This window comes from Streptomyces sp. NPDC029216, assembly GCF_040648015.1.
Taxonomy (GTDB): Bacteria; Actinomycetota; Actinomycetes; order Streptomycetales; family Streptomycetaceae; genus Streptomyces.
In genome coordinates this window covers 13681-38931 of the sequence record NZ_JBEZWL010000009.1, presented here as the reverse complement: position 1 = coordinate 38931, position 25251 = coordinate 13681, and the positions used below count along the sequence as shown (strand labels likewise).

The following is a 25251-nucleotide window of genomic DNA, read 5'->3' as shown; positions in this document are numbered from 1 at the left end:
GCGGTGGCCCGGGGGCGGACGGGAACGGCTGACCGGGGTCGGGGAGGGGCGGGGAGCCCGCCGTGAGGCGGGTGGGCAGCCACCGCCCGGCCCCCGGCCCCTCGCGGGGGCGATGCCGGGCCCCGTGTCACGGCTGCGCTGCAAGACGTGGACACCCCGGCCGGCGCCGGCGCAGCCCCTCGTAGAATCGCCGGGTGGATACGACCCTGGAAGACCCCCTCGTCGGACGCCTGCTCGACGGCCGCTACCGCGTCGACGCCCGCATCGCCGCAGGCGGCATGGCGACGGTCTACCGGGCCCTCGACACCCGCCTCGACCGGGTCCTCGCGCTCAAGATCATGCATCCGGACCTGGCCGCCGACGCCGCCTTCGTCGACCGGTTCATCCGTGAGGCGAAGTCCGTGGCCCGCCTCGCGCACCCCAATGTGGTCGCCGTCTTCGACCAGGGCACCGACGGGCCGTACACGTACCTCGCCATGGAGTACGTCTCCGGCTGCACCCTGCGCGACGTCCTGCGCGAGCGCGGCGCGCTCCAGCCGCGGGCGGCGCTCGACATCCTCGAACCCGTCCTCGCCGCCCTCGGCACCGCGCACCGCGCCGGCTTCGTCCACCGGGACATCAAGCCCGAGAACGTCCTGATCGGCGACGACGGCCGCGTCAAGGTCGCCGACTTCGGCCTGGTCCGCTCCGTGGACGCCGCCACCCACACCACCGGCTCGATCCTCGGCACCGTCTCCTACCTCGCCCCCGAGCAGATCGAGGACGGGATCTACGACACCCGCGTGGACGTCTACGCCTGCGGCGTCGTGCTGTACGAGATGCTCACCGGCTCCAAGCCGCACACCGGCGGAAGCCCCGCCCAGGTGCTCTTCCAGCACCTCAACGAGGACGTCCCGCCCCCGTCGGCCGCCGTCCCCGGGCTCCCCGCCGCCCTCGACGAGCTCGTCGCCCACGCCACCGCCCGCGCCCCCGAGCTGCGCCCCTCCGACGCCGCCGCCCTGCTGGGCCTGGCCCGCGAGGCCCGGGCGCGGATCGGTGAGGCCGAGCTGGACGCCGTACCGCCGCAGGCGCGGGCCGCCGAGCGCTCCGTCGCCGAGGACCGCACCAGCGTGATCCCGCGCCCGCTGGCGGGGCAGGCGCAGGAGCAGCCGGTGCACGAGGTGCACCACACCTCCCGTCTGGAACGCCCGCACACACCCCCGCCCCCCGCACCCCGCCGGCAGCGCCGCGGCATGATCCTCGTCATCGCCGGGATCCTGCTCGCCCTCGGCCTGGGCGCCGGCGTCTGGTACATCAACTCCGGGCAGTTCACCAAGGTCCCCAACCTCCTCGGCAAGACGGAGGAGCAGGCCCGGGCGGAGCTCTCCGCCGCCGGCCTCGGCGTCAAGAAGGTCGACCGGAAGTTCAGCGAGGCCTTCGACCGCGGCACGGTCATGAACTCCGACCCCGTCGGCGGCAAGAAGATCCGCGGCAACGGCGCGGTGACCCTCACCGTCTCCCGCGGCCCCGAGCTGGTCAGCGTGCCCGACCTCAAGGGCCGCCCGCTGGAGGAGGCCAAGGCCGAGCTGACCAAGGCCGGGCTGGCCCCCGGCATCGTCACCCAGGCCTTCAGCCAGGACGTGGCGCAGGGCTCGGTGATCGGCACCGACCCGGCCGGCGGCCAGAAGCGGGCACCCGACACCGCCGTCGCCCTCCAGGTCAGCAAGGGCCGCCCGGTCCAGGTACCGAACGTCACCGGCCAGCCCGCCGAGCAGGCACGGGCCGCGCTGGAGGCCGTCGGCCTGAAGGCCGCGACCGCCCCGGACCAGGTCAACTCCCCCGCGCCCGCCGGTACGGTCGCGGCCCAGTCGGTCGGCGCCGGCGCCCAGGCGGCCGCCGGGGACACGGTCACGCTGACCCTCTCCAAGGGCCCCCGCCCGGTCCAGGTACCGAACGTGGCCGGACAGGACGTGGACGTGGCCCGCAAGACGCTGGAGGCCCTCGGCTTCAAGGTGAAGGTGGAGCGCCCCTTCCTGTCCTTCAGCAGCACGGTGGACACCCAGTCGGTGCCCGCCGGCCAGAGCGTCCCCGAGGGCAGCACGATCACCATCAAGACCAAGGGGCTCTGAGCACCGTTGCTTCGCAATCCCGTGGGCGGGCACGTGCCCGTCGCCGGCGGGCTCGCCTCGGTGGGTCTGACCTACGCCCGTGAGATGGGTGCCGAGGCCGTCCAGGTCTTCGTGGCCAACCCGCGCGGCTGGGCCACCCCGACCGGGAACCCGGCCCAGGACGAGCTGTTCCGCGCGCAGTGCGCCGAGGAGTCCCTCCCGGTGTACGTGCACGCCCCGTACCTGATCAACTTCGGCTCCCACACCGGGGCGACGGTGGAGAAGTCGGTGGACTCCCTGCGCCACTCGCTGCGCCGGGGCCGGGAGATCGGCGCGCTCGGGGTCGTCGTGCACACCGGCTCGGCGACCGGGGGCCGGCCGCGCGAGGAGGCGTACGCGCAGGTCAGGGAGCACATGCTGCCGCTGCTGGACGAGCTGACGCACGAGGACGACCCGTTCCTGCTGCTGGAGTCCACGGCCGGCCAGGGCTCCTCGCTCTGCTCACGGACCTGGGACTTCGGCCCGTACTTCGAGGCCCTCGACCACCACGAGAAGCTCGGCATCTGCCTGGACACCTGCCACATCTTCGCGGCCGGCCACGATCTGGCCGAGCCCGGCGGCACCAAGCAGACGCTGGACCTGCTGGTGGACACGGTCGGCGCGGGCCGGCTCAAGCTGATCCACGCCAACGACTCCAAGGAGGGCGTCGGCGCCCACAAGGACCGGCACGCCAACATCGGGCAGGGCCACATCGGCCGGGACGCCTTCGCGGAGCTGTTCTCCCACCCCGAGATGGACGGCGTACCGCTGATCATCGAGACGCCGGGCGGCAAGGAGGGTCACGCGGCGGACGTGGCCCTGCTGAAGGAGCTGCGCGAGCTGCACTGACGGTTCCCCACATCCTTGAAGGAATACCCCCGGGGGGTATACGGTTCCACCAGTCGGCGGGACCGTCACCCGGCGTTCCGCCAGACCTTCAAGGGGTTGTCATGGAGCAGGCACACGCGCACCACGAACACCACGAACATCACGGGCACGAGGGTCCCCACGGACACGAAGGCCACCAGGGACACGAGGGCCACCACAGCCACGGCGCCGGCCCCGTCGGCTGGGGAATGGCGGCCAAGGCCACCCTGCACTGCCTCACCGGATGCGCCATCGGCGAGGTCCTCGGCATGATCGTCGGCACCGCCCTGGGCTGGGGGAACCTCCCCACGATGGTCCTGGCGATCGTCCTGGCGTTCTTCTTCGGCTACGCCCTCACCCTGCGCGGGATCCTCGCCGCCGGCGTGGACTTCCGTTCGGCCGTCCGGGTGGCGCTGGCCGCGGACACCCTGTCGATCGCCGTCATGGAGCTGATCGACAACGGCGTCATCGCCCTCTGGCCGGGCGCCATGGACGCCCACCTGTCGGAGGCGCTGTTCTGGATCGCCCTCGCGATCTCGCTCGCGCTCGCCTTCGTGGTGACGACCCCGGTCAACAAGTGGATGATCGGCCGCGGCAAGGGCCACGCCGTCGTCCACCAGTACCACCACTAGGAGCGGTCACAGCTCCGGACCGTCGCCCGGCTCCTCCTGGTACGAGTAACGCTGCTCGCGCCAGGGGTCGCCGATGTTGTGGTAGCCGCGCTCCTCCCAGAAGCCCCGGCGGTCGGCGGTCATGTACTCGATGCCCCGGACCCACTTGGGACCCTTCCAGGCGTACAGGTGCGGGACCACCAGGCGCAGCGGGAAGCCGTGTTCGGCCGTCAGCGGTTCGCCACCCATATGGGTGGCGAAGACGGTCCGCTCGGAGGCGAAGTCGGCCAGTCTCATGTTGGAGCTGAAGCCGTACTCCGCCCACACCATCACGTGCGTGACCTGCGGGGCCGGCGGGGCCAGGGCCAGGATGTCACGGGCGAGCACCCCGCCCCATTCGGCACCCAGCATGCTGAACTTGGTGACGCAGTGCAGGTCGGCCACCACCGAGTTGAACGGCAGCGCCGCGAACTCCTCGTGGTTCCAGCAGTGCTTCTCACCGTCGGCCGTCGCGCCGAAGACGCGGAACTCCCAGCGGTCCGGCTTGAACTTGGGCACGGGACCGTAGTGGGTGACGGGCCAGCCCCTCTGCAACCGCTGCCCCGGAGGGAGCTCAACCTGCTCTGCTCCCGGAGATTCCCGGCTTTCCGGCTGACCCATGCCTCCATGGTGACAGACGTGGCGGGGTGGTCACGACCAGGTACGAGCCGAAACGGGCAAGTCACGGCAACTCCCACTAAGGAGGCACTTACTGGACGACCCCCGACGGCGGTGCAAAGATGCGCGCACTGCCCAGTCACCTAGCTGACATTGCCTGGAAGGAGCCTCTGCGATGCAGGGCGACCCCGAGGTCCTTGAGTTTCTGAACGAGCAGCTGACCGGCGAGCTGACCGCCATCAACCAGTACTGGCTGCACTACCGCATCCAGGACAACAAGGGGTGGACGAAGCTCGCCAACTACACCCGTGCCGAGTCCATCGACGAGATGAAGCACGCGGACAAGCTCACCGAGCGCATCCTGATGCTCGACGGGCTCCCGAACTACCAGCGCCTCTTCCACGTACGGGTCGGCCAGACCCTGACGGAGATGTTCCAGGCCGACCGGCAGGTCGAGGTGGAGGCGATCGACCGCCTCAAGCGGGGCATCGAGGTCATGCGCGGCAAGGGCGACGTCACCTCCGCGCGGCTCTTCGAGGAGATCCTGGAGGACGAGGAGCACCACATCGACTACCTCGACACCCAGCTGGAACTGATCGAGAGCATCGGCGAGCCGCTCTACATCGCGCAGCTGATCGAGCAGCCGGAGAGCTGAGACCCGGGGGCCCGAGGATCCGAGGGCCGGAGACCGGAGCCGGGGGCTAGGCCGCGTCCGCGAGTACGGGCTGCGGGTCGGCGGCGAGGACGGCCGCCTTGTTGCCCTTCTCCAGCAGCTCCCGGCGGGGGCACGCGCCGCGGCCCAGGAGACCCTGGATGGTCCGCACGCAGGAGCCGCAGTCGGTGCCGGCCTTGGTGGCCGAGGCGATCTGGCGGGGGGTACAGGCCCCGGCGGCCGCGTGTTCCTTGACCTGCTTGTCGGTGATCCCGAAGCAAGAGCAGACGTACACGCGGTTCACCTCCTCAGCGGAATGGTCCTACAGCCATCCCCTGTGCGGTGAGGCTTACCTAACCGTACCCAAAGTTAGGGTTGCCTAAAAGGCCCGGAGACGAGGATGGGGCGCGGATCACATCGATCCGCGCCCCGTCCTCACTCAGAGCTCATCACTGGTCGCGGTACATCTCCGCCACCAGGAACGCCAGGTCCAGGGACTGGCTGCGGTTGAGACGCGGGTCGCAGGCCGTCTCGTAGCGCTGGTGCAGGTCGTCGACGAAGATCTCGTCGCCGCCGCCCACGCACTCGGTGACGTCGTCACCGGTGAGCTCGACGTGGATGCCGCCCGGGTGGGTGCCCAGCGCCTTGTGGACCTCGAAGAAGCCCTTGACCTCGTCCAGGACGTCGTCGAAACGGCGCGTCTTGTGGCCGGAGGCCGCCTCGAAGGTGTTGCCGTGCATCGGGTCGGTGACCCAGGCGACCGTGGCGCCCGAGGCCGTGACCTTCTCGACCAGCTCGGGGAGCTTGTCGCGGACCTTGTCGGCGCCCATGCGGACGACGAAGGTCAGCCGGCCCGGCTCGCGCTCGGGGTCCAGGCGGTCGATGTACGTCAGCGCCTCGTCCACGGTGGTGGTCGGGCCGAGCTTGATGCCGATCGGGTTGGCGATCTGCGAGCAGAACTCGATGTGCGCGTGGTCCAGCTGGCGGGTGCGCTCACCGATCCAGACCATGTGGCCGGAGGTGTCGTACAGCTTGCCGGTGCGGGAGTCCGTACGGGTGAGGGCGCCCTCGTAGTCGAGGAGCAGCGCCTCGTGGGAGGAGTAGAACTCCACCGCCTTGAACTCGGCCGGGTCGGTGCCACAGGCCTTCATGAAGTTCAGCGCGTTGTCGATCTCCCGCGCGAGCTGCTCGTAGCGCTGCCCGGACGGGGAGGACTTCACGAAGTCCTGGTTCCAGGCGTGCACCTGGCGCAGGTCGGCGTAACCGCCGGTGGTGAAGGCGCGGACCAGGTTCAGCGTGGAGGCCGACGCGTGGTACATGCGCTTGAGCCGCTCGGGGTCCGGGACGCGGGCCTCTTCGGTGAAGGCGAAGCCGTTGACGGAGTCACCGCGGTAGGTCGGCAGGGTCACGCCGTCGCGGGTCTCGGTGTCCTTGGAGCGCGGCTTGGAGTACTGGCCCGCGATGCGGCCGACCTTCACGACGGGCACGGAGGCCGCGTACGTCAGGACGGCGCTCATCTGGAGCAGGGTCTTCAGCTTGGCGCGGATGTGGTCGGCGGAGACGGCGTCGAAAGCCTCGGCGCAGTCGCCGCCCTGCAGCAGGAACGCCTCGCCCTTGGCGACGGCTCCCAGACGGGCGCGCAGCTGGTCGCACTCGCCCGCGAAGACGAGCGGAGGATACGACTCGAGGTCCGCGACGACAGCGCGCAGGGCCTCGGCATCGGGGTACGAAGGCTGCTGCGCCGCGGGAAGGTCTCGCCAGGTCGCCTTGGCGGCGAGGGCGTGGTTTTCAGCGTTCACGGTCACCTCGTACACATTACGTCGTCATTCGCCGTGTCCGGCCGGACGCCCACCTGATGAGACGGTGTCGTTCGAAGGCCCACGGGCGGCAGATGAACGGAACGCAAGGTTCACATGGCGGAAGGATTGGGATGCAGCGGAACGGCGCCGCCGTCCGCTAGGGTGCCCCCCATGTACGCGCATTCCAGCCTGACCCAGAACTGGTGGTGGTCCGCTCCCGGCGGCCCACCCCTCGCGCGTACCCACTGACACGAGCGAACCGAAGGCCGCCCCGAGGGGCGGCCTTCCGCATGTGCCGACGCGCACGGGCCGGCCGCCCCTCCTTCCCGACACCCCACCGGAAGGACGCCCAGCCCATGCCCATGCCCCAGCCCGCCCTCCTCCTCTCCCGGCTCCTCGACGAGACCGCCCCGCCCTTCGCGCTGCTGCGCCGGCGCACCCCCGGCCGGGACCACGACACCGTCGAGGTGCTCCTCGGTCCGGTCCACGAGGCCTCCCTCCTCGCCGACCTGCCCGTCCGGGAGCTGCCCACCCTCGCCCTGGTCCCCTTCCGGCAAATCCGCGAGCGCGGGTTCGACGTCCGCGACGACGGCACCCCGCTGAGCGTGCTGGCCGCCGAGGAGGCGTACGAGATCCCGCTCGCGGAGGCCCTGGCCGCGCTCCCGGACCACCGCGTACGGGTCGAGGGGGGTGGCTTCGACGTCGGCGACGAGGAGTACGCGGCCACCGTCGAGCGGGTGATCCGCGACGAGATCGGCCGCGGCGAGGGCGCCAACTTCGTGATCCGGCGGACCTACGGGGGCCGGATCGACGGCTTCGGCCGGGCCGACGCCCTGGCCCTGTTCCGGCGGCTGCTGGAGGGCGAGCGGGGCGCGTACTGGACGTACGTGGTCCACACCCCGGACCGCACCCTGGTCGGGGCCAGCCCCGAGGTCCACGTCCGCATGACGGGCGGCACGGTCGTGATGAACCCCATCAGCGGCACCTACCGCTACCCCGCCGAGGGCCCCACGGCGGACTCCCTCCTCGCCTTCCTCGCCGACCGCAAGGAGACCGAGGAGCTGTCGATGGTGGTCGACGAGGAACTGAAGATGATGTGCACCGTCGGCGACATGGGCGGGACGGTCGTCGGCCCCCGGCTGAAGGAGATGGCCCACCTCGCGCACACCGAGTACGAGCTGCGGGGGCGCTCCTCGCTGGACGTCCGGGAGGTCCTGCGGGAGACCCTGTTCGCGGCGACGGTGACGGGCTCGCCGGTGCAGAACGCCTGCCGGGTGATCGAGCGGTACGAGACCGGGGGCCGCGGCTACTACGCGGGCGCGCTGGCCCTGCTCGGCCTGGACGCCGCCGGGGCGCAGACGCTGGACTCCCCGATCCTGATCCGCACCGCCGACATCGCCCCGGACGGACGGCTGCGGGTCCCGGTCGGGGCCACCCTGGTCCGCCACTCCGACCCGCTGGGCGAGGTCGCCGAGACCCACGCCAAGGCCGCCGGGGTCCTGGCGGCCCTGGGCGTACGGGAGGCCGCGCCCCGGCCCGCCTTCGACGGGGCGGCCCGGCTGGCGGACGATCCCCGGGTGCAGGCGGCCCTCGCCTCGCGGCGGGCGGACCTGGCGCCGTTCTGGCTGCGGATGCAGGAGCGGGTGCCGGCGGTGAGCGGGCACGCGCTGGTGGTGGACGGGGAGGACACGTTCACGGCGATGCTGGCGCACGTGCTGCGGGCGGCCGGCCTGTCGGTGACGGTACGCCGCTACGACGCGGCGGGGCTGCGGGAGGAGGCCCTGGCCTGGGACGGGCCGATCGTGCTGGGCCCGGGCCCGGGCGACCCCAGCGACGCAACGGACCCGAAGATGCGGCTGCTGCGCGGGCTGGCGCGGGAGCTGCTCGCCTCGCACCGGGGCGGCCTGCTCGGGGTCTGCCTGGGGCACGAGCTGCTGGCCGCGGAGATCGGCCTCCCGCTCGTCCGCAAGGCGGAGCCGGCGCAGGGGGCGCAGGTCCGCGTCGACTTCTTCGGCACGCCGGAGGTGGTCGGCTTCTACAACACGTACACCGCCGCCTGTGACGCGGAGGCGGAGGCGGAGCTGGCGGCGCACGGGGTGGAGGTCTCCCGCGACCCGCTCACGGGGGAGGTCCACGCCCTCCGCTGCGCGGCGCGGGGCTTCGCGGGCGTCCAGTTCCACCCGGAGTCGGTCCTCACGCTGCGGGGTGCGGAGCTGGTGTCCGACCTGGTCCGCTCCCTGACCCCGGCGGGGCGGCGGTAGCAGCCGCCCCGGACCCCACGCCCCAAACGCCGGCGCGGCCGTGTGCAGCCCGCGCGGCGTTTGAGGCGGGACCTCAGGCCGGGCCCGGGACCAGGGTGTTCTCGGAGCGGCGGCCCGCGAAGTAATCCGCCACGTTGCGGACCGTCGCCTCGATGATCTGCCCCACCGCATCGTGCGTGTAGTACGCCTGGTGCGAGGTCACCACCACGTTCGGGAACGTGATCAGCCGCGCGAGTGTGTCGTCCGGTACCGCCTCCAGGGACTTGTCCAGGAAGAACACCCCCGCCTCCGCCTCGTACACGTCCAGCCCCACCCCCGTGAACCGCCCCGCCCGCAGCTCCCCGACCAGCGCCTCCGTGTCGATCAGCCCGCCCCGGCTGGAGTTCACCAGGATCGCGTCGTCCTTCATCACCGCCAGCGCGCCCGCGTCCACGATGTGATGGGTCGCGTCCAGCAGCGGCACGTGCAGGCTGATCAGGTCCGCGGAGGCGAACAGCTCCTCCTTCTCCACGTACGTCATGCCGAGCTCCACGCACGCCGGGTTCGGCGCGACGTCCCACCCCAGCAGCCGCATCCCGAATCCGTGCGCGATCCGCGTGAACGCCTCCCCGATCTTGCCCGTACCCAGCACCCCCGCCGTGCGGCCCCGCATGTCCCGGCCCATCAGCCCGTTGAGGCGGAAGTCGAAGTCCCGGGTGCGGTTGGAGGCCCGGACGATCCGCCGGTTCACGGCCAGCGCCAGGGTCCAGGCGAACTCGGCCACCGAGTAGGGGGAGTAGTACGAGACCCGGCTGACGGTCAGCCCCAGCCGCCGCGCCGCGTCGAGGTCGATGTTGTTGAACCCGGTGGACCGCTGGGCGATCAGCTTCGTCCCGCCCGACGCCAGGACGTTCAGGACCCGTCCGCCCAGGTCGGCGTTGACGCTGGAGGAGACGACCTCGTACCCGGCGGCGATCGGGGCGGTGTCCTCGCTGAGGAAGACGTCGAGGCAGCGGACCTCGTGCTGCCCCTCCCCCGCGAAGGCCCGCTCCAGGAGCGGCTGCTCGTCGGCGGTCACTCCGAAGGCCAGGATCTCCACGCTCGCTCCCCAGGGTCGGGCCACAGGCAGGCCATATCGTCGGCTTCGCCACGATATGGCCCGTGACCCGACCCCATGCAGAGGCTCAGCGGTGGATCAGCGGGGATCAGCGGCGGCTCAGCGGCGGCTCAGCCGAAGAAGACCCCGGCCTCCTCGTACAGCTTCGGGTCGACCGTCTTCAGCTTCGCCGTGGCCTCGGCGATCGGGACACGGACGATGTCCGTCCCCTTCAGTGCGACCATCTTCCCGAAGTCCCCGTCGCGCACCGCGTCGATCGCGTGCAGCCCGAAGCGGGTGGCCAGCCAGCGGTCGAAGGCGCTCGGGGTGCCGCCGCGCTGGACGTGCCCGAGGACCGTCGTACGGGCCTCCTTGCCGGTCCGCGCCTCGATCTCCTTGGCCAGCCACTCCCCCACGCCCGACAGCCGGACGTGCCCGAAGGAGTCCCGGGAGACGGCGTCCTTGAGGACCAGGTCCCCGTCCTTGGGCATGGCCCCCTCCGCGACCACCACGATCGGGGCGTAGCTCGCCTTGAACCGGGAGGTCACCCAGGCGCAGACCTGGTCCACGTCGAAGCGCTGCTCGGGGATGAGGATGACGTTGGCCCCGCCCGCGAGGCCCGAGTGCAGGGCGATCCAGCCGGCGTGCCGGCCCATCACCTCGACGACCAGCACCCGCATGTGGGACTCGGCGGTGGTGTGCAGCCGGTCGATGGCCTCGGTCGCGATGCCGACGGCCGTGTCGAAGCCGAAGGTGTAGTCGGTGGCCGACAGGTCGTTGTCGATGGTCTTGGGCACGCCCACGCACGGGACGCCGTACTCCTCGTACAGCCGGGCGGCCACGCCCAGGGTGTCCTCGCCGCCGATCGCGATGAGCGCGTCGACCTCGGTCTTGGCGAGGTTGTCCTTGATGTCGCGGACGCCGTTCTCCGTCTTGAACGGGTTGGTGCGGGAGGAGCCGAGGATGGTGCCGCCGCGGGGCAGGATCCCGCGGACGGCGGGGATGTCCAGCGGGACGGTGTCCCCCTCGACGGGACCCCGCCAGCCGTCCTTGAAGCCGACGAACCCGTATCCGTACTCCTGGACGCCCTTGCGGACGACGCCCCTGATCACCGCGTTGAGCCCGGGGCAGTCGCCGCCGCCCGTGAGCACTCCGACCTTCATGGAATCTCCCTTCGCCATGACGGTCACGCTAGTGGTGACCCAGGTCACAGCGAGGGGCCTGGAGTGGCCAATTCCGGTGGAATTACGGGGCGTTGCGTACGCGTGTTCACTCGTAAGGGGAAGTAAGTACGACCGCTGCGGCCTTGCGCGTCCCCCTTACGCGTCGTCTTACGCGTCGTCGAGCCCGCGTTCTATGGCGTACCGGACGAGCTCCACCCGGTTGTGCAGCTGGAGCTTGCCCAGGGTGTTCTGGACGTGGTTCTGCACCGTGCGGTGGGAGATGACCAGCCGCTCGGCGATCTGCTTGTACGACAGCCCCTTGGCCACCAGCCGCAGCACCTCCGTCTCCCGGTCGGTCAGCTGCGGGGCCTTCGGCTCGTCGGCGGCGGCCGGCGCCGGGTCGGTGGCCAGGCGCCGGTACTCGCCGAGGACCAGCCCGGCCAGGCCCGGGGTGAACACCGGGTCGCCGACGGCGGTGCGGCGGACCGCGTCGATCAGCTCCTGGGCCCCGGCGGACTTCATCAGGTAGCCGGTCGCCCCGGACTTCACCGCCTCCAGCACGTCCGCGTGCTCCCCGCTGGCCGACAGGACCAGCACCCGCAGCGCCGGATCGGTGCCGACCAGCTCCTTGCAGACCTGGACCCCGGGCATACCGGGCAGGTTGAGGTCGAGGACCAGCACCCGCGGGGCGGCGGCGCGGGCGCGGCGCACCGCCTCCGGGCCGTCCCCGGCGGTGGCGACGACGTCGAAGCCCGCGGCGGCCAGGTCGCGGGCCACCGCGTCCCGCCACATCGGATGGTCGTCGACGACCATCACCTTGATGGTGTGGAGTTCGCCGCCGTCGCTGCCGCTGCCGTTGTCGTTCACTGGGTCCTCCCCCTCGGTACTTTCAGTTCTACTTCGGTGCCCTGTCCGGGGACGGACACCAGCTCGGCGCTGCCGCCGAGGTCGCGCAGCCGGCCCCGGATGGACAGGGCCACGCCCATCCGTCCCTCGCCCTCCGCCTGGTCGAGCCGGCCGGCCGGGATGCCCGGGCCGTCGTCCCGTACGGTCACGATCACCTCGTCGCCCCAGTCCTCGACCAGGATCCAGGCGCGCGCCCCCTCCCCGGCGTGCTTGCGCACGTTGTCCAGGGCGGCGCCGGCCGCCGCGGCCAGCTCCCGCGCGGCGGGCGCCGGCAGCGGCACCGGGGAGCCCGGCTCGGCGAAGCTCACCCGGGAGCCGGCGTGCGGGGCCAGCAGCGAGCGCAGGTCCAGCTCGCCCTCGTCGGCGCCCGGCTCCTCCACCTCGTACGTGTCCACCAGCGCGCCCAGCGCCTCGTCGCGCGAGACCCGGGAGGGGCGGACCAGCCCGCTGGAGACCAGCGTGCGCAGCGCCACCTCCTGCTCCCCGGCCATCCGGCCGAGCTCCGCGGCCTCCCCGCCCAGCTCGGTGCCCCGCCGCTGGACCATGGCGAGGACCTGGAGGACCCCGTCGTGGATGTCGCGGGCGAGGCGCTCGCGCTCGCGGGTGGCGGCCTCGATCTCCAGGGCGCGGGCGAGGGTCGCCTCACTGGCCCGGGCGACCTCGACGACGTAGCCGAGGGCTATGGAGGCGACCCAGACCAGCAGCACGTTGTGCAGGGTGTCCCGGGTGGGGTCGCCGCCGTGGATGGCGATGTTGGCGACGGCCACGAACGTCGAGGCGATCCCGGCCCAGCGCCAGCCGCCCTTGAGGGCGAAGGCCAGGACCGAGCCGGCCGTCCAGATGCTGGGGAGGGTGGGGCCGCCCGCCTGGATGCGGGCATGGGTGTCGGCGAGCGGGGTGAGGGCGATGCCGGCGAGGGCCACGGTGAGGTCGGCGGCCAGGAAACCCCTGGTGCAGCCGGCCGCGCTGCCCACCCGGCGGTGGGTGGCCAGCGTCCAGACCACGAGGACGGCCAGGTAGCCGGCCGCGACCCCGGGGCGGACGAAGTCCTTGTACGCCGAAGCGAACAGCAGGACCGCGTAGACCATGGTCAGCAGCCGGTACGCGGTCAGGGCCCGCCACAGCGGCTGCTCGACCGACATCCGTACGACGCGCTCGCGCTTCGCCATCTCCCCCACCCCCGCCGCACGGACGGCAGCAGCCGCCCGCGGGAACTACTCCGCGCCCTTGCCGTCCTTGTCGGAGGCCTTGTCCGCGACCTTGTCCGCCGCCTTGGCGGCGTCCTTCGCGGCCTTCTCCGCCTCCGCGATCTGCCGCTTGGCGGCCGTCGCGTAGATGTCGACGTACTCCTGGCCGGAGAGCTTCATGATCTCGTACATGACCTCGTCGGTCACCGAGCGCAGGATGAAGCGGTCCCCGTCCATGCCCTGGTAGCGGCTGAAGTCCAGCGGCTTGCCGATCCGGATGCCCGGGCGCATCAGCTTCGGGACCACCTTGCCGGGCGGCTGGATCTTCTCGGTGTCGATCATCGCCACCGGGATCACGGGAGCGCCGGTGGCCAGGGCCACCCGGGCCAGGCCACCGGGCTTGCCCCGGTAGAGGCGGCCGTCGGGTGAACGGGTCCCCTCGGGGTAGATACCGAACAGCTCCCCGCGCTCGATGACCTCGATACCGCTCTTGATGGCGGCCTCGCCCGCACCGCGCGCGCCGGAGCGGTCCACGGGGAGCTGGCCGACGCCCTTGAAGAAGGCCGCGGTCAGCTTGCCCTTGACCCCGGGGGAGGTGAAGTACTCCGCCTTCGCGATGAAGGTCACCTTCCGGTCCAGCACGGCCGGCAGGAAGAAGGAGTCGGAGAAGGACAGGTGGTTGCTCGCGAGGATCGCCGGCCCCTCCGCGGGAATGTTCTCGAGGCCCTCCACCCACGGCCTGAAGGCGAGCTTCAGGGATCCGCCGATGGAGAACTTCATTGCGCCGTAGATCAACTCGAAAGCCTTCCTGTGTCTGTCGAACAGACCTTATCCCGTGGCTACACCGAGAGCCCCCGACGACCCTGGCCGGTGTCACCCCGGTCGCGTACCGTGAAGTCACACAGCGCGACGCAACCGTACGTACCCGTACCCCGCACGCGTCATGGCCCATGCCGAGTCGATACGTCATCGTCATCGTCCTCACCAACAAGGAGACTGTGGTGCCCGTCCTCCCTGGAGCAGAGCCGTTCCGCCACGAGGGCGGAGAGGTGGGCGTGCTCCTCTGCCACGGCTTCACCGGTTCCCCGCAGTCGCTGCGCCCCTGGGCCGAGTACCTGGCCGAGCGCGGACTGACGGTCTCGCTGCCGCTGCTGCCGGGGCACGGCACGCGCTGGCAGGACATGCAGCTCACCGGCTGGCAGGACTGGTACGCCGAGGTGGACCGGGCGCTGCGGGAGCTGCTGGACCGGTGCTCGCAGGTCTTCGTCTTCGGGCTGTCGATGGGCGGCGCGCTGACGCTGCGGCTGGCCGCCAAGCACGGGGACGCGATCAGCGGCATCGTGCTCGTCAACCCGGCCAACAAGGTGCACGACCCGCTCGCCGTCGCCCTTCCGGTGGCCAAGCACTTCATCCGGTCGACGGCCGGGATCGCCAGCGACATCGCGAAGCCGGGCGCGGCGGAGGTCGGCTACGACCGGGTCCCGACGAAGGCCGCGCACTCGCTGCGGAAGTTCTTCCAGCTGGTGGACACCGAGCTGCCTCAGGTCACGCAGCCGCTGCTGCTGCTGCACAGCCCCCAGGACCACGTGGTGCCGCCGGTGGACTCGGAGCGGATCCTGGCGCGGGTGTCGTCGACGGACGTCACCGAGACCCTGCTGGAACAGAGTTACCACGTCGCGACGTTGGACCATGACGCGGAGCGGATCTTCGCGGACAGCTATGCGTTCGTCGGGCGGCTCGCGGAGAGTGTCGGCAGGGAGGGGGCGGCCAGCGGTGGCTGAGCACGAGGAGTCCTCGGGGGGTGTTCCCCCGCTGGACGAGGAAGCGGCGTGGGCCGCGATCGTCGCCGGGTACGGGCAGGAGCCGCCGGACCCGCCGGGTGCGCGGCCGTTCCGGCCGATCGAGAACCTGATGCTGCCCGAGGAGGACGTCCAGCCCGAGCCCCCGGCGGCCCCGGCGGCCCCGACGGCCCCACTGGGCAGCTCGGTGGTCTTCGCCCCGGGCGTGGGCCTCGGCCCCCGCGACCACGCGCCGGCGGAGCCGAAGGACGACGACCCGGCGGGCGGCGCCTCCGACGAGGGCCACTTCGTCCCCCCGGAGCCGGAGCTCCCGCCAGCGGACACGACGGCGAAGTTCGCCTGGCTCGCGGTGGTCGGCGGACCGGTCCTCCTGCTGCTGGCGGTACTGCTCCAGTGGGACATGACCTGGTGGCTGACCACCCTGGGCATCGGCGGCTTCCTGGGCGGCTTCGCCACCCTGGTGGCCCGCATGTCGGGCGACACGGACGACGGCGACGACGACCCGGGGCGCGGGGCGGTGGTGTAGGGGGCGCGGGTGGGGGGCCGACGGCTCGGCGGAGCCTTGGCCGGGCGGAAGCGAGGAGGCGGGCGGTCGGGGCCCGGCAGACCGGGCATCCGGCCCCCAGTCCAGCCAATCAGCACCCCGGTCCGCGCCAGATCGCTACGCGCTCCTCATTTCTCAGCGTCCGCAGCCCGTCTGGGGCTGATACCCCTCGTCTCAGCGCCTGCGAGCTGTCTGCGGCTTCACCACCCGTTCAGCGAGACCTCCGGGCCGGCGTTCAAGTACTGACGAAGAGCGCTTGACGTGGTGTCCACGAAAGCGTCGGGGATGGCATCGGCGTCGACCCAACGGACCTGGGAATGCTTGCGGGGCTCGCGGTTTTGGGGTTCGCCGGTCCATTCGTGGGCGGCGAAGACGACTGTGAGGAAGCCATTGGGGGCTTCGACGCCCCAAGCGCCGTGGATGATGTGGGCGACCTTGAGGGACTCGGGCTTCACGGTGAGGCCCGTCTCCTCGTAAAGCTCGCGGACTGCGGTCTCTGTGATGGGTTCGCCCGGTTCGCTCTTGCCGACGGGGAGGTCCCACATGCCCTGGGCGAACTTGGCGTTTTCGCTCCGCTGGAGGAGGACGACGCGGTTCGTGGCCTTGTCGTGGACGATGACGGCCGCGACCAGCAGGGTCATCGATTCGAGCGCCGGCTTGAGGGCTTGGGAGCGGTCGTCGGTCTGCTGGGCCACGGTGTTCCCTTCGTCGGACGGTTGTTGGGCATGTTAGGCGAGGGCCTCGCGGGCTCTGCGGGCGAGATCGGCGGCGCCGGGGACGCGGCGGCGCTGATAGACCGCGAGGGTGGAACGGATGGAAGTGATCGCCTTGCGGGTGCGGTCGGAGGTCATGCCCTCCATGAGGACGAGGGCCTGGGTCCACGCGGAGACCGCTTCGTCGGCGCGGGCCTGGGCGGCGAGGCTGTCGCCCAGGTCGGCATGGGTGAGGGCGTGGACGCGCTTGTACTTGTCGGGGTCCCAGCGGGTGAGGGCGTCGCGGTGCTGCTGTTCGGTGCCGACGTGGTCGGCGAGGTCGGTCAGGGTACGGGCGGTATGGCTGGCTACGGTTCCGGCGGCCGGCCCGCTGACGCGGGAGTAACTGGGCTGCGGGCCGTCATCCCGTAGCAGGGCGTCTTCGGCGGCGAGGAGGGCGCGTGCAGCCGAGGGGCTCGCGTCGGTGGCAGCGTAGGCGCGGGCGTGGGTGATGTGGAGAAGGGCTTCGGTCTGGCCGTCGACATGGCCGAGGCCGCGGCGCAGGGCGCCTTCGACGAGGTCGACGCAGTGGTGGGGCTGTTTGAGGCTCAGGGCCTGGTGGGCGAGGGCGCGCATCATCCAGGCGGCGTGGCCGTGGGGGTCGGATTCGCAGGCGAGCTGGTAGCCGACCTGGTAGTAGCGCTGGGCAGCGCCTTCGTGACCCAGGTCGTGGTGCTTCCAGCCGGCGAGGTAGGCGAGTTCGGCGACGGCGCCGAAGGCGGCCTGGCGTAACGGCTCAGAGGGGAAGCGGCCGCGGAGCATCGGGGCGGCGGTGTCGGCCAGGTAAGCGGTGACGGTGGTCAGACCATGCCCGCCGCCCAGGCGCTCGTCGGCGGCACTGAAGGCCGCGGTGATCTGGCGTACCACGTCGATGTCCTCGGTTCCGACCAGGGAGCGGCCGGTACGGGCGCGGAGCATCCGGGAGGTCGCCTCGTGGTCGTGGAGCAGCGGCATGGCGACGCCTGCCGTGGTGAAGGCGGCGATGGCGAGGAAACGGCGGCGTTCGACGTCCGCGCGGCCGAGATCGGTGACGGTCAGGACCGGGTCGCCGTTGGAGGTGGCTTCGGCGTCGCCGGGCTGAAGGCCGATCTCGGTCGGGGTGACGATGCGGCCGAGGCGGCGGGAGAGGGCTTCGGCTAAGTACTGGCCGGTCCGGCCTGAGGGCTCGCGGGTGCCGTTGGCCCAGTGGGAGATCGCGGACTTGTTGGTCTGGAGGAGTTCACCGTTCTCGGCGGCAATGCGGCGGACGTCGTGGGCGAGCGATTCATATGTGCATCCGGCCTCGTGGATCGTCTCGCGCAGGCGGGAGTTGGCGTCGGTCGGCGCTGGCACGTTCCTCCGTCCCGGAGCTGTAAACCGCGTATACCGCTTGGGCCCGGTCACACGGTACCCACTCTGCGTAGCGGACGGTTCACTTATCGACAGCCGCCCCACTTTCGGGCCGGGCGGCCCCCAAGTTCCGTACGCCCTAACGGGCTCGGGCATTCCTATGCCCTGGCCCGGACGATCAGAGACGGAGACACGGTGACCATCATCGACACCACGACCATCACGGTCGAGCTGCCTGACGCCTTCGACCCGCGCTGGAGCCGGCTGCCCGGTATCCAGGTCGAGGGGCGACGCATCACCATCGACCCGGCCGAGTACTTCTTCCGCTTCGAGTCCAGCAGCTGGCTCCTCGCCGACTGGGAGCTGGTCAAGGCCCAGCTCCTGGACGTCGACGAGACGACCGAGAGTGCGGTCGAGCAGCTGGCCCTCGACTTCATCAAGAACCACGCCGCGTCCACGTCGGATGCCGCCCGCGTCCTGACGACGGCGTACGAGGTGTACGCGTACCTCTTCCGCGACGAGCACCTCGCCGGCCTCGGTCTGCCGCAGATCACCGCCGACCACCTGCGGATGCTCCGCGAGGCCGCCACGCTCATGGCGCTCAACAAGGTCGAGCTGGACGGGCACATCTCCAACGTCGGCCCGTGCTGGTTCTTCCCCGCCGCCACCTCCGTCGTCTTCGACCTGGAGGACGAGATGGGCGGCATGCTCGACGAGGTCTACCACGGCGGCTGGTTCAACGAGCACCGCCGCATCGAGTCCATCAAGGCCCACGCCGCCCTCGGCGGCCGCCTCGTGCACGGCTGCCAGTCCGTACCGGACCAGACCGGTGGCGTCGTCGCTCCCTACGGCGCCTTGATGGCCAGCTTCCGAGACGACCTCGCCGCGTTCAAGGCGGGCTGGATCGAGCAGGTCTACGCCCACCGCGTGACCGCCCCCGAGTAACCCCCCGTACGGCTTCGGGGCGGACGACACGCTCGCCCCGAAGCCGACCGTCCCCCGGAGACCCCCCCCCATGGACCAGAGCCTGACCACCGCCCTCCTCGGCGACCTGTGCACCCTCCTTCACAAGCCCGTCCCCCAACGCACCGAAATCCGCGTCTGGGGCATGTCCGGAGTCGAACGCGTCACCTTCCCCGACGGGACCACCTCCGTCTTCAAGTACGCCAAGGAACCCTTCGACCGCGAGGCCCAGTCCCTGCGAATCGCCCACCAGCGCGGCCTGCCGGTCCCCGAGCTCCACGCCACCGCCATGCAGGACAACTGGCTCGGGATGCTCATGGACGACCTCGGCACTCCGGTGCGTGAGGCCGACGACGTAGACGCTGCCACCGCCGCCGTCCTGCTCCACCGGGCCCGTCCGGCCAACGGTCTGCCCTTCCTCGACGGCAACGGTCTGGTGTCCCTCCCCACCCGGGCCCTCGACCACCTCCAGCGCCTCCGCAAAGCCGGTCGGTGGACGGAATGCGACGACATCGAAACCGCACTGCGAAAGACCTCCGCCGCGGCCGGGCCCCGCGCCCGGGGAGCGACACTGGACCCGTTCGGCTGGGTCCACTCCGAGTTCCACCCCACCAGCCTCCACATCGGCGAGAACGGCTGGCACCTGCTCGACTTCGCCCGCGCCTTCACCGGCCCCGGCCTGATCGACCTCGCCTCGTACCACGGCACCACCGGCACACCGGACCCCGTCCGCCTCCGGGTCTTCCTGGAGCAGTACGTCACCGCAGGCGGCCACGAGGACGCCCTCGCCAGCCGGGGCGGCCTGACCGCCGAGGCATGGGCCCTGGGCTGGCACCGCATGTGGGCCGTCGAGTGGTTCATGGAGCAGGCGATCCGCTGGATCAACGACCCGACCAGGGACTTCGCGTACATCCCCGTCGTCCGCCGTCACCTGGGCGACGTGGTCCGCTTCCTGGAGGTCTAGTGCTCGCCCAGGTCTCCCCCTGGTACGCCCACGCCGTGCAGCGCCTCGCCGGCGCCCCGACGCACGCCCTCAGTCCTCCCGCACGGATGGAGTGGACCACCCGCCCGGGCCTGGGCCCCGGCGCGGAGCTCCTCGGCCGGGACCTGCGCGGCAAGCGTCTGCTGGAACTGGGCTGCGGCCCGGGCCACAACGTCGCCCACCTCGCCCACCACCACCAGGCCCCCACGACTGGCGTCGACTTGGTCGGCCTCCAGGTCCGCCGGGCACGCTCCCACTACGGCCACATCACCGGCACCACCTTCTCGGCCGGCCACGCCCTGCACCACCTCCAGGCCACCACCCGGACCTTCGACGGGATCTACTCCGTCTTCGGCGCCGTAGGCCTGGTCGCCCCGGGCCTCCTCCTCGCCGAGATCTCCCGCCGCCTGGCACCCGGCGGCGTCCTGGCCTTCTCGGTCCCCCACCCGGCCCGGGCCGGAAGACATCCTTCGCCGGACGACCGCCCCCGCGAGGACTACGTCACCATGCCCGACCGCACCCGCCACCCCATCGCCCGCTGGGAGTACGACGCCCACCGCTGGGCCGCCCACCTCTCCCGCACCGGCCTGCGCATCACCGCCGCCCTCGATCTGCGCCACCCGCGCCTGGACCCGTGGCCCACCACCCTCCTGATCACCGCCCGCAAACGCTGACCGCCACCGGAGGCACCGATGCCCCTACCGCACCTCCTCCTGGACATCGACGGCGTCCTCATCCCCTTCCCGAAGCCCGACGGCAGCACCCCACCCACCCACGCCCGCCACACCGTCCTCCCCACGGGCCGCAACCCCGAAGACCCCGTGGCCATCTGGCTCAACCCCGCCCACGGCCCGATGCTCAACGGCTTCCTGGCCGGCGGTCTCGTCAGTCCGGTGTGGTGCACGAGCTGGCGCAAGGACGCCACCACCATCGTCGGCCCGCTCCTCGGCCTGCCCGGCTTCCCGTACCTCGACCTCCCCCGCCCCCGGATCACCACCAGCCACCCCAACGGCTACCTCTGGAAGCGCGACCATGTCGAACCGTGGCTCGGCGGATCAGCGGTCGCCTGGATCGACGACGACTTCACGGACCTCGACCACGCCTGGGCCGCCGATCGGACCGCCCGAGGCCACCCCACCCTCCTCGTCCAACCGGACCCCCACTGCGGGCTCCAGCCGAATCACCTCGCAGATGTAAGGGAGTGGGCCTCCCACGAGATCTCGTTCGCTGCTGGCATCAGCCCAAGGCGGCCGCCAGACGCTGAGATCTGAGGAGCGCGTAGCGATCTGACGCGCCCACCGGCCCCCGATACCGATCTGGTTGGCATGTGGTGCAGGTAGCAACCCCGGCCGGCCGCCGGACGCCGAGACGGGAGAAGCGCGTAGCGATCTGACGCGGGCGGAGGCCCCGGCTGCGCCTGATGGGGCCCGGATGCCTGGCGGGGCGGGCCCGGCCACCCCGCCTGATCGCTGAGGGAGCCGATTGCATGACTGTCGTCCGTCCCGTTCCTTTGGGGGGTTCCCGGCAGTTTTCGGCATTTCGCGGCGGGTCGGTCTGTCAAGGGTCGCCGCAGGCGATCGCGCAGCGACGCGACCGAAGGGAGCGCCCTTGACAGGCCGGCCCGACGCGGAAGGACGATGAGACTGGCGGGAACCCCCCGACCGTCTCTGAGACCGCCGCGCCCAGGCACCGCCCTCCCCGCTTCCGGCCGGCCGGCCAGTGCCGCCCCGTCGGGACCCCGCCCCCGGCCCACCGGCCCGCAGACGGGGAGGCGGGTGGGCGAACACCGGCCCGCCCCCGGCCCCTCGCGGGGGAGATGGCGGGCCCGCGCCGCGAGGAACCCCTACGCCCCCGCCGCCAGCCGCACCGCCGCCAGGACCGGGAGGTGGTCCGTTGCCGTGCGGAGGTCGGTGGCCGGGAGGCCCGTCGGGACTCCGCAGGCGAGGACCTCCACCCCCCGGGAGGCGAACACCGCGTCGATGCGGCGGTCCGGGGCGGCCGACGGGAAGGTGGGGCCGCCGCCCCAGGGGGCCACCGTCCAGCAGTCCTGGAGGGCCCCCGCGAGGCGGCCGAAGGCGGGGCCGCCCGGGGGCTCGTTGACGTCGGCCGCGGCGATCGCGTGCGGGGTGTCCAGGCCCTCGACCCGCTCCAGGAGGAGGCCGGCCTGTGCCGCCCGCTCGGCGGCGTCCAGTGACAGGTGGGCGCTGACCACCCCCACGCGGGCCGCCCCGAAGCGGACCACCGCCGTCGCGAAGCCGCGTCGGTGCAGGCCGGGGGTGAGCGGGAGCAGGACGTCCTCCGTCCGCTCCACGAAGGCCCGTAGCGAGCACAGCAGCAGCGGGCCGGCCGCCGTCGCTCCCCCGCTCAGGACCACCAGGTCGGTCTTCGCGGCCAGCCGGGCCGCGTGCTTGCGCCAGCGGAAGAACCTCGGGGCCTCCTGGATGAAGACCAGGTCGGGCGCGCAGGCCCGGATCACCCGGGCCAGCGCCTCCTCGTCGTCGCGCAGCGAACGGACGTTGTAGCTGAGGACCCGGATCACGGCGGAACCGTCCGGCTCCGTCACGGACTTGGGCAGTGCGTCGGGCACCGCGTCGGGCAGGGGCAGCGGCATCGGCAACGTGTCAGGCACCATGCTCCGCAAGATACGCAGCCGCCCGCCGCTCCCACAGGGGGCGCGGCGGGCGGCTCCAGGTGTGCCCGAGTGCGGGTCAGCCCTGGCGGGCCAGGTCCGCCGCGCCGACCAGCCCGGCCTTGCTGCCGAGCTGCGCGGCCAGCACCTGGGCGTGCGGGCGCCAGGCGCCGCCGATCAGCCAGCGCTTGAAGGACTTGCGGATCGGGTCGAGGACGAGGTCGCCCTCGTCGGAGACCCCGCCGCCGACGATGAACGCCGACGGGTCGAAGAGGGAGGCCAGGTCGGCCAGGCCCGCGCCCGCCCAGCGGGCCAGCTCGCGGAAGGAGTCGATGGCCACCGGGTCGCCCTGCCGGGCGGCCGCGCTGATGTGCTTGCCCTCGATGCCCTCGGGGGTGCCGTCGCCGAGCCCCAGCAGGACCGTCGCGTTCTCGGGGGTGGCGTTGGCGCGCTGCTTCGCGTACCGGACGAGCGCGCGGCCGGAGGCGTACTGCTCCCAGCAGCCCTGGCTGCCGCAGCCGCACAGCAGGCCGTCGGGGACGACGCGGATGTGCCCGAATTCGGCGGCGACGCCGAAGCGCCCGCGCCGCAGCTTGTTGCCGATGATGATGCCGCCGCCCAGGCCCGTGCCGAGGGTGATGCAGATGACGTCCTCGTGGCCCTGGCCGGCGCCGAAGCGGTACTCGCCCCAGGCGGCGCAGTTCGCGTCGTTCTCGACGACGACCGGCAGGCCGATGCGCTGCTCGACCTTGTCCTTGAGGGGCTCGTGCCGCCAGTTGATGTTCGGCGCGAAGAGCACGGTCGCGCGCTTGTCGTCCACGTATCCGGCGGCGCCGATGCCGACGGCGTCGATGGTGTGGTTGCTGCTGACCTCGGAGACGGCGGCGCAGATCGCCTCCGTCACGCCGTCCGCGGTCGGCGGGGTGGGCACCTTGTACGTCTCAAGGATGGTGCCCTCTTCGTCGACCACGCCGGCCGCGATCTTCGTGCCGCCGATGTCGACGCCGATGGTGAGTCCCATTAGTCCCTCGGTTTCCGGTCAAGCCCCGCCACGGCCAACCGTACCCGAGGCCGACGGAGTCTCAGTCGAGATCGATCCGCTGGGCCGGGCCCTCGTCGGGTCCCCCTTCGTCGCCGTCGGTGTGCCGGCGGGGGGCCGGGGGCTCGTCCCGGGTCCAGCGGCGTTCATGCCTTTCCACGGCGGAGCGGTAGGCGGCGAGCAGCTCCGATCCGGCCGCCGCGAGGTGGCCGAAGACCTCCGGATTGCGCTCGATGACGGGCTTGGCGGCGGTCTTGGCCTGGTTGACGAACTGGCGTACGGCGTCCTGGGCGGCTGCGGCGAGCTCGGGGTTGTTGAGGGCGGAGACCTTGTCGGCGACGGCGCCGAAGAGCTTGAACAGTTCCTCGGCGGCAGTGCCGGTGGCGGCTCCCGCGCCGGTGCCCGCGCCCTGCTCGCGCTCGGCACGGCGGCGCTCCCGTTCGGCGGCGAGGTCCTCGGCGCAGGCCTTCGCCCAGGCGTCGTCTTCGGTGGGGCGGTCGGTGGCCTCGCTCATGGCGGACTCTCCTGCGGCGGCTGCGGTAGGGGCTACTTCCGACGGTACCCGAACGGGGGTACGCGCCCGTGTACGCGTCTCAGCGCGAGCGGGGCCACAGCTGCGGATCGGGGGTGAACCGGACGCGGAGCACCCCGTCGGTGAGGGCGGCGCCGGAGACGGTGCAGCGGCGCAGGGCGGAGGGGAGGGAAACGGTCCTGCGGTAGGGGCCCACCGCGAGCAGCAGCTCGTCGCTGCGCCGGATCAGGTCGAGCTCGCTCTTGCGGGCGCGGGGCAGGGGTACCGCCCAGACCAGCACCCCGTCGTCGGCGAGCCGGTCCTCGACGGTCCAGCCGGGGCGGGGCGCGGGGGCGGCGGGGTCCGGGGCGAGCCCGGGGGCGGCTGCGAGCGCGTCGGGCCGCTCGGGGTCCCGGCCGAGGTGCGCGAGGGGGACGACCGGGGTCTCCCGCTCCCACTCCGCCAGGTACGTCTGCTGCTGGGCGGCGAGCCCGGCCAGCCAGGGGTCGGCGGAGTCCTGCGGGACGAGGCGGTTGGCCACCAGGTCCTGCACGGGCAGTTCGTACAGGGCGAGGCCGAGCGTGCCGGCGCGCAGGGCGGCGTCGGCGGCGGGTCCGGGTTCGGCGACGAGCCGGACCCGGGTGGTGGGGGCCTCGACGACGGCCTGGACGGCGGCGAGCTCCTCGTCCCAGCGGGCGGCGGTCTCGTAGAGCCACTGGGCGGGCATGGGGACGCCGGCGAGCTGGGCCAGTACGGGGCGCAGGGCGCGGGCCGCCTGGCGCTCGGCGGGCAGCAGGCGGGCCAGGTAGCGGCGCAGCTGGGCGGGGAGGGCGAGGGTGGTCAGGGCCTGGTGGATCGGGGGCATGTCCACGACGACGAGGTCGGTGGCGGGGGTGGCGGCGGCCCGGCGCAGGCCGCGGAGCAGGGCGAACTGTTCGGCGCCGGGGAGTTCGGTGAGTTCCTCGGCGCCGAGGGGGCTGCCGCCGAGCATGCCGAGGAGGGAGGCGCCGCGTTCCTGGAGGGCGGCGAGTTCGGTACGGAACTCCTCGCCGGAGTCGATGCGGGCGAGACGGAGCCGGTCGGGGACGGGGGCGTCCGCGCCGGCCCAGGGGTCTTCGGTGCCCAGCAGGAGCACGCGCCGGCCGGCGCGGGCCGCGGCGAGCGCGGTGGCGGCGGCGACGGTGGTGCGGCCTGACCCTCCGGGGCCGGTGATGAGCAGGGTGTGCGGCATGGTGCGGGGCTCCGGGTGGTAGATCGTCCTCGGCGGAACGCTACGCCGGGCGGCCGCCGCCGGTTTCGTGGGGTCGGCCGTCGCCCTGCCGGGCGGGGGCGTCGCCGGTGGCTGTGGGTGTGCCGCTGCGCGGGGCCGGTCCCTCCCCGCCCTTCCACCGTTCCTCCC

Annotated in this window: 25 protein-coding genes; 11 read left to right on the top strand and 14 right to left on the bottom strand. The window is 72.2% G+C overall.

Features of this window, described 5'->3' with window-relative positions; translation table 11 throughout:
• Positions 1 to 194: 194 nt before the first annotated feature.
• From pknB to AB0F18_RS05895, 3 genes are all read left to right on the top strand, one after another.
• Positions 195 to 2108 (top strand): Stk1 family PASTA domain-containing Ser/Thr kinase, encoded by a 1914-nt coding sequence (gene pknB / locus AB0F18_RS05905; protein WP_362055398.1) that lies wholly within the window; start codon positions 195 to 197, stop codon positions 2106 to 2108.
• A 6-nt stretch (positions 2109 to 2114) separates the two neighbouring features.
• Positions 2115 to 2975, top strand: coding sequence for a deoxyribonuclease IV (locus AB0F18_RS05900; RefSeq protein WP_362055396.1), 861 nt, complete (start codon positions 2115 to 2117; stop codon positions 2973 to 2975).
• Positions 2976 to 3076: 101 nt separating this feature from the next.
• Positions 3077 to 3625: a DUF4396 domain-containing protein gene (locus tag AB0F18_RS05895; protein WP_362055394.1), complete on the top strand. Its 549-nt coding sequence runs from the start codon at positions 3077 to 3079 to the stop codon at positions 3623 to 3625.
• A gap of 6 nt (positions 3626 to 3631) precedes the next feature.
• Here AB0F18_RS05895 and AB0F18_RS05890 read toward each other — a convergent pair whose 3' ends face one another.
• The gene (locus AB0F18_RS05890; protein WP_362055392.1) at positions 3632 to 4264 is read right to left on the bottom strand and encodes a sulfite oxidase-like oxidoreductase; all 633 of its coding nucleotides are present in this window, start codon (positions 4262 to 4264) and stop codon (positions 3632 to 3634) included.
• A 172-nt stretch (positions 4265 to 4436) separates the two neighbouring features.
• On the opposite strand from AB0F18_RS05890, the gene bfr reads away from it, so the two are divergent.
• The gene (bfr, locus tag AB0F18_RS05885) at positions 4437 to 4916 is read left to right on the top strand and encodes a bacterioferritin (RefSeq protein ID WP_362055391.1); all 480 of its coding nucleotides are present in this window, start codon (positions 4437 to 4439) and stop codon (positions 4914 to 4916) included.
• 46 nt (positions 4917 to 4962) lie between these two features.
• Here the strand turns inward: bfr and AB0F18_RS05880 are convergent, their stop codons facing one another.
• Both AB0F18_RS05880 and AB0F18_RS05875 read right to left on the bottom strand, forming a co-directional pair.
• Positions 4963 to 5217 carry a (2Fe-2S)-binding protein gene (locus AB0F18_RS05880; protein WP_362055389.1) on the bottom strand — a complete coding sequence of 85 codons (255 nt, stop codon included), beginning with the start codon at positions 5215 to 5217 and terminating at the stop codon, positions 4963 to 4965.
• 145 nt (positions 5218 to 5362) lie between these two features.
• Entirely contained in the window at positions 5363 to 6727 is a 1365-nt protein-coding gene (locus AB0F18_RS05875; protein ID WP_362055387.1) for a class II 3-deoxy-7-phosphoheptulonate synthase, read from the bottom strand.
• A 347-nt stretch (positions 6728 to 7074) separates the two neighbouring features.
• Between AB0F18_RS05875 and AB0F18_RS05870 the strand changes: the two genes are divergently transcribed.
• On the top strand, positions 7075 to 8973 hold the full coding sequence (locus AB0F18_RS05870) for an anthranilate synthase family protein (RefSeq protein WP_362055516.1): 1899 nt from the start codon (positions 7075 to 7077) through the stop codon (positions 8971 to 8973).
• Positions 8974 to 9046: 73 nt separating this feature from the next.
• Here the strand turns inward: AB0F18_RS05870 and AB0F18_RS05865 are convergent, their stop codons facing one another.
• The 5 genes from AB0F18_RS05865 to AB0F18_RS05845 form a co-directional block, all read right to left on the bottom strand.
• A complete protein-coding gene (locus AB0F18_RS05865; protein WP_362055385.1) occupies positions 9047 to 10051 on the bottom strand; it encodes a 2-hydroxyacid dehydrogenase in 1005 nt (334 codons plus the stop codon).
• Between the two features lie 128 nt (positions 10052 to 10179).
• Complete coding sequence (locus AB0F18_RS05860) at positions 10180 to 11211, bottom strand: 6-phosphofructokinase (protein ID WP_362055514.1); 1032 nt, start codon at positions 11209 to 11211, stop codon at positions 10180 to 10182.
• Between the two features lie 168 nt (positions 11212 to 11379).
• Positions 11380 to 12024 (bottom strand): response regulator transcription factor, encoded by a 645-nt coding sequence (locus tag AB0F18_RS05855; RefSeq protein ID WP_362055512.1) that lies wholly within the window; start codon positions 12022 to 12024, stop codon positions 11380 to 11382.
• Between the two features lie 50 nt (positions 12025 to 12074).
• Positions 12075 to 13286, bottom strand: a complete 1212-nt coding sequence (locus AB0F18_RS05850; RefSeq protein WP_362055383.1) for a DUF5931 domain-containing protein — start codon at positions 13284 to 13286, stop codon at positions 12075 to 12077.
• A 45-nt stretch (positions 13287 to 13331) separates the two neighbouring features.
• Positions 13332 to 14084 (bottom strand): lysophospholipid acyltransferase family protein, encoded by a 753-nt coding sequence (locus AB0F18_RS05845; RefSeq protein WP_362055510.1) that lies wholly within the window; start codon positions 14082 to 14084, stop codon positions 13332 to 13334.
• Between the two features lie 221 nt (positions 14085 to 14305).
• On the opposite strand from AB0F18_RS05845, the gene AB0F18_RS05840 reads away from it, so the two are divergent.
• Both AB0F18_RS05840 and AB0F18_RS05835 read left to right on the top strand, forming a co-directional pair.
• Positions 14306 to 15085, top strand: a complete 780-nt coding sequence (locus AB0F18_RS05840) for an alpha/beta fold hydrolase (protein ID WP_362055508.1) — start codon at positions 14306 to 14308, stop codon at positions 15083 to 15085.
• Positions 15078 to 15629: a hypothetical protein gene (locus AB0F18_RS05835; protein ID WP_362055381.1), complete on the top strand. Its 552-nt coding sequence runs from the start codon at positions 15078 to 15080 to the stop codon at positions 15627 to 15629. Before AB0F18_RS05840 ends, AB0F18_RS05835 begins: the two co-directional genes overlap by 8 nt.
• A gap of 218 nt (positions 15630 to 15847) precedes the next feature.
• Here the strand turns inward: AB0F18_RS05835 and AB0F18_RS05830 are convergent, their stop codons facing one another.
• A complete protein-coding gene (locus AB0F18_RS05830; protein WP_362055379.1) occupies positions 15848 to 16342 on the bottom strand; it encodes an NUDIX domain-containing protein in 495 nt (164 codons plus the stop codon).
• A gap of 33 nt (positions 16343 to 16375) precedes the next feature.
• Positions 16376 to 17731 (bottom strand): helix-turn-helix transcriptional regulator, encoded by a 1356-nt coding sequence (locus tag AB0F18_RS05825; RefSeq protein ID WP_362055377.1) that lies wholly within the window; start codon positions 17729 to 17731, stop codon positions 16376 to 16378.
• Between the two features lie 192 nt (positions 17732 to 17923).
• Between AB0F18_RS05825 and AB0F18_RS05820 the strand changes: the two genes are divergently transcribed.
• From AB0F18_RS05820 to AB0F18_RS05805, 4 genes are all read left to right on the top strand, one after another.
• Positions 17924 to 18673, top strand: coding sequence for a hypothetical protein (locus AB0F18_RS05820; protein ID WP_362055375.1), 750 nt, complete (start codon positions 17924 to 17926; stop codon positions 18671 to 18673).
• A 70-nt stretch (positions 18674 to 18743) separates the two neighbouring features.
• Positions 18744 to 19655, top strand: a complete 912-nt coding sequence (locus AB0F18_RS05815; protein ID WP_362055373.1) for an aminoglycoside phosphotransferase family protein — start codon at positions 18744 to 18746, stop codon at positions 19653 to 19655.
• A complete protein-coding gene (locus AB0F18_RS05810) occupies positions 19655 to 20347 on the top strand; it encodes a class I SAM-dependent methyltransferase (protein ID WP_362055371.1) in 693 nt (230 codons plus the stop codon). Before AB0F18_RS05815 ends, AB0F18_RS05810 begins: the two co-directional genes overlap by 1 nt.
• A gap of 18 nt (positions 20348 to 20365) precedes the next feature.
• A complete protein-coding gene (locus AB0F18_RS05805; protein ID WP_362055369.1) occupies positions 20366 to 20944 on the top strand; it encodes an HAD domain-containing protein in 579 nt (192 codons plus the stop codon).
• A 572-nt stretch (positions 20945 to 21516) separates the two neighbouring features.
• On the opposite strand, the gene AB0F18_RS05800 is transcribed toward AB0F18_RS05805, so the two are convergent.
• From AB0F18_RS05800 to AB0F18_RS05785, 4 genes are all read right to left on the bottom strand, one after another.
• Positions 21517 to 22305, bottom strand: a complete 789-nt coding sequence (locus AB0F18_RS05800) for an endonuclease/exonuclease/phosphatase family protein (protein ID WP_362055367.1) — start codon at positions 22303 to 22305, stop codon at positions 21517 to 21519.
• Between the two features lie 76 nt (positions 22306 to 22381).
• Entirely contained in the window at positions 22382 to 23323 is a 942-nt protein-coding gene (locus AB0F18_RS05795; RefSeq protein ID WP_362055365.1) for an ROK family glucokinase, read from the bottom strand.
• A 61-nt stretch (positions 23324 to 23384) separates the two neighbouring features.
• Complete coding sequence (locus AB0F18_RS05790) at positions 23385 to 23855, bottom strand: DUF5304 family protein (RefSeq protein ID WP_362055363.1); 471 nt, start codon at positions 23853 to 23855, stop codon at positions 23385 to 23387.
• Between the two features lie 79 nt (positions 23856 to 23934).
• Complete coding sequence (locus tag AB0F18_RS05785) at positions 23935 to 25083, bottom strand: ArsA-related P-loop ATPase (RefSeq protein ID WP_362055362.1); 1149 nt, start codon at positions 25081 to 25083, stop codon at positions 23935 to 23937.
• Positions 25084 to 25251 lie beyond the last annotated feature (168 nt).

Coding starts and splice junctions, on each gene's coding strand:
- AB0F18_RS05795 (WP_362055365.1), bottom strand. CDS start 23,323: ATGGGACTCACCATCGGCGTCGACATCGGCGGCACGAAGATCGCGGCC.
- AB0F18_RS05790 (WP_362055363.1), bottom strand. CDS start 23,855: ATGAGCGAGGCCACCGACCGCCCCACCGAAGACGACGCCTGGGCGAAG.
- AB0F18_RS05785 (WP_362055362.1), bottom strand. CDS start 25,083: ATGCCGCACACCCTGCTCATCACCGGCCCCGGAGGGTCAGGCCGCACC.
- AB0F18_RS05870 (WP_362055516.1), top strand. CDS start 7,075: ATGCCCCAGCCCGCCCTCCTCCTCTCCCGGCTCCTCGACGAGACCGCC.
- AB0F18_RS05845 (WP_362055510.1), bottom strand. CDS start 14,084: ATGAAGTTCTCCATCGGCGGATCCCTGAAGCTCGCCTTCAGGCCGTGG.
- AB0F18_RS05860 (WP_362055514.1), bottom strand. CDS start 11,211: ATGAAGGTCGGAGTGCTCACGGGCGGCGGCGACTGCCCCGGGCTCAAC.
- AB0F18_RS05855 (WP_362055512.1), bottom strand. CDS start 12,024: ATGGTCGTCGACGACCATCCGATGTGGCGGGACGCGGTGGCCCGCGAC.
- AB0F18_RS05815 (WP_362055373.1), top strand. CDS start 18,744: ATGGACCAGAGCCTGACCACCGCCCTCCTCGGCGACCTGTGCACCCTC.
- AB0F18_RS05895 (WP_362055394.1), top strand. CDS start 3,077: ATGGAGCAGGCACACGCGCACCACGAACACCACGAACATCACGGGCAC.
- bfr (WP_362055391.1), top strand. CDS start 4,437: ATGCAGGGCGACCCCGAGGTCCTTGAGTTTCTGAACGAGCAGCTGACC.
- AB0F18_RS05805 (WP_362055369.1), top strand. CDS start 20,366: ATGCCCCTACCGCACCTCCTCCTGGACATCGACGGCGTCCTCATCCCC.
- AB0F18_RS05850 (WP_362055383.1), bottom strand. CDS start 13,286: ATGGCGAAGCGCGAGCGCGTCGTACGGATGTCGGTCGAGCAGCCGCTG.
- AB0F18_RS05800 (WP_362055367.1), bottom strand. CDS start 22,305: ATGGTGCCTGACACGTTGCCGATGCCGCTGCCCCTGCCCGACGCGGTG.
- AB0F18_RS05890 (WP_362055392.1), bottom strand. CDS start 4,264: ATGGGTCAGCCGGAAAGCCGGGAATCTCCGGGAGCAGAGCAGGTTGAG.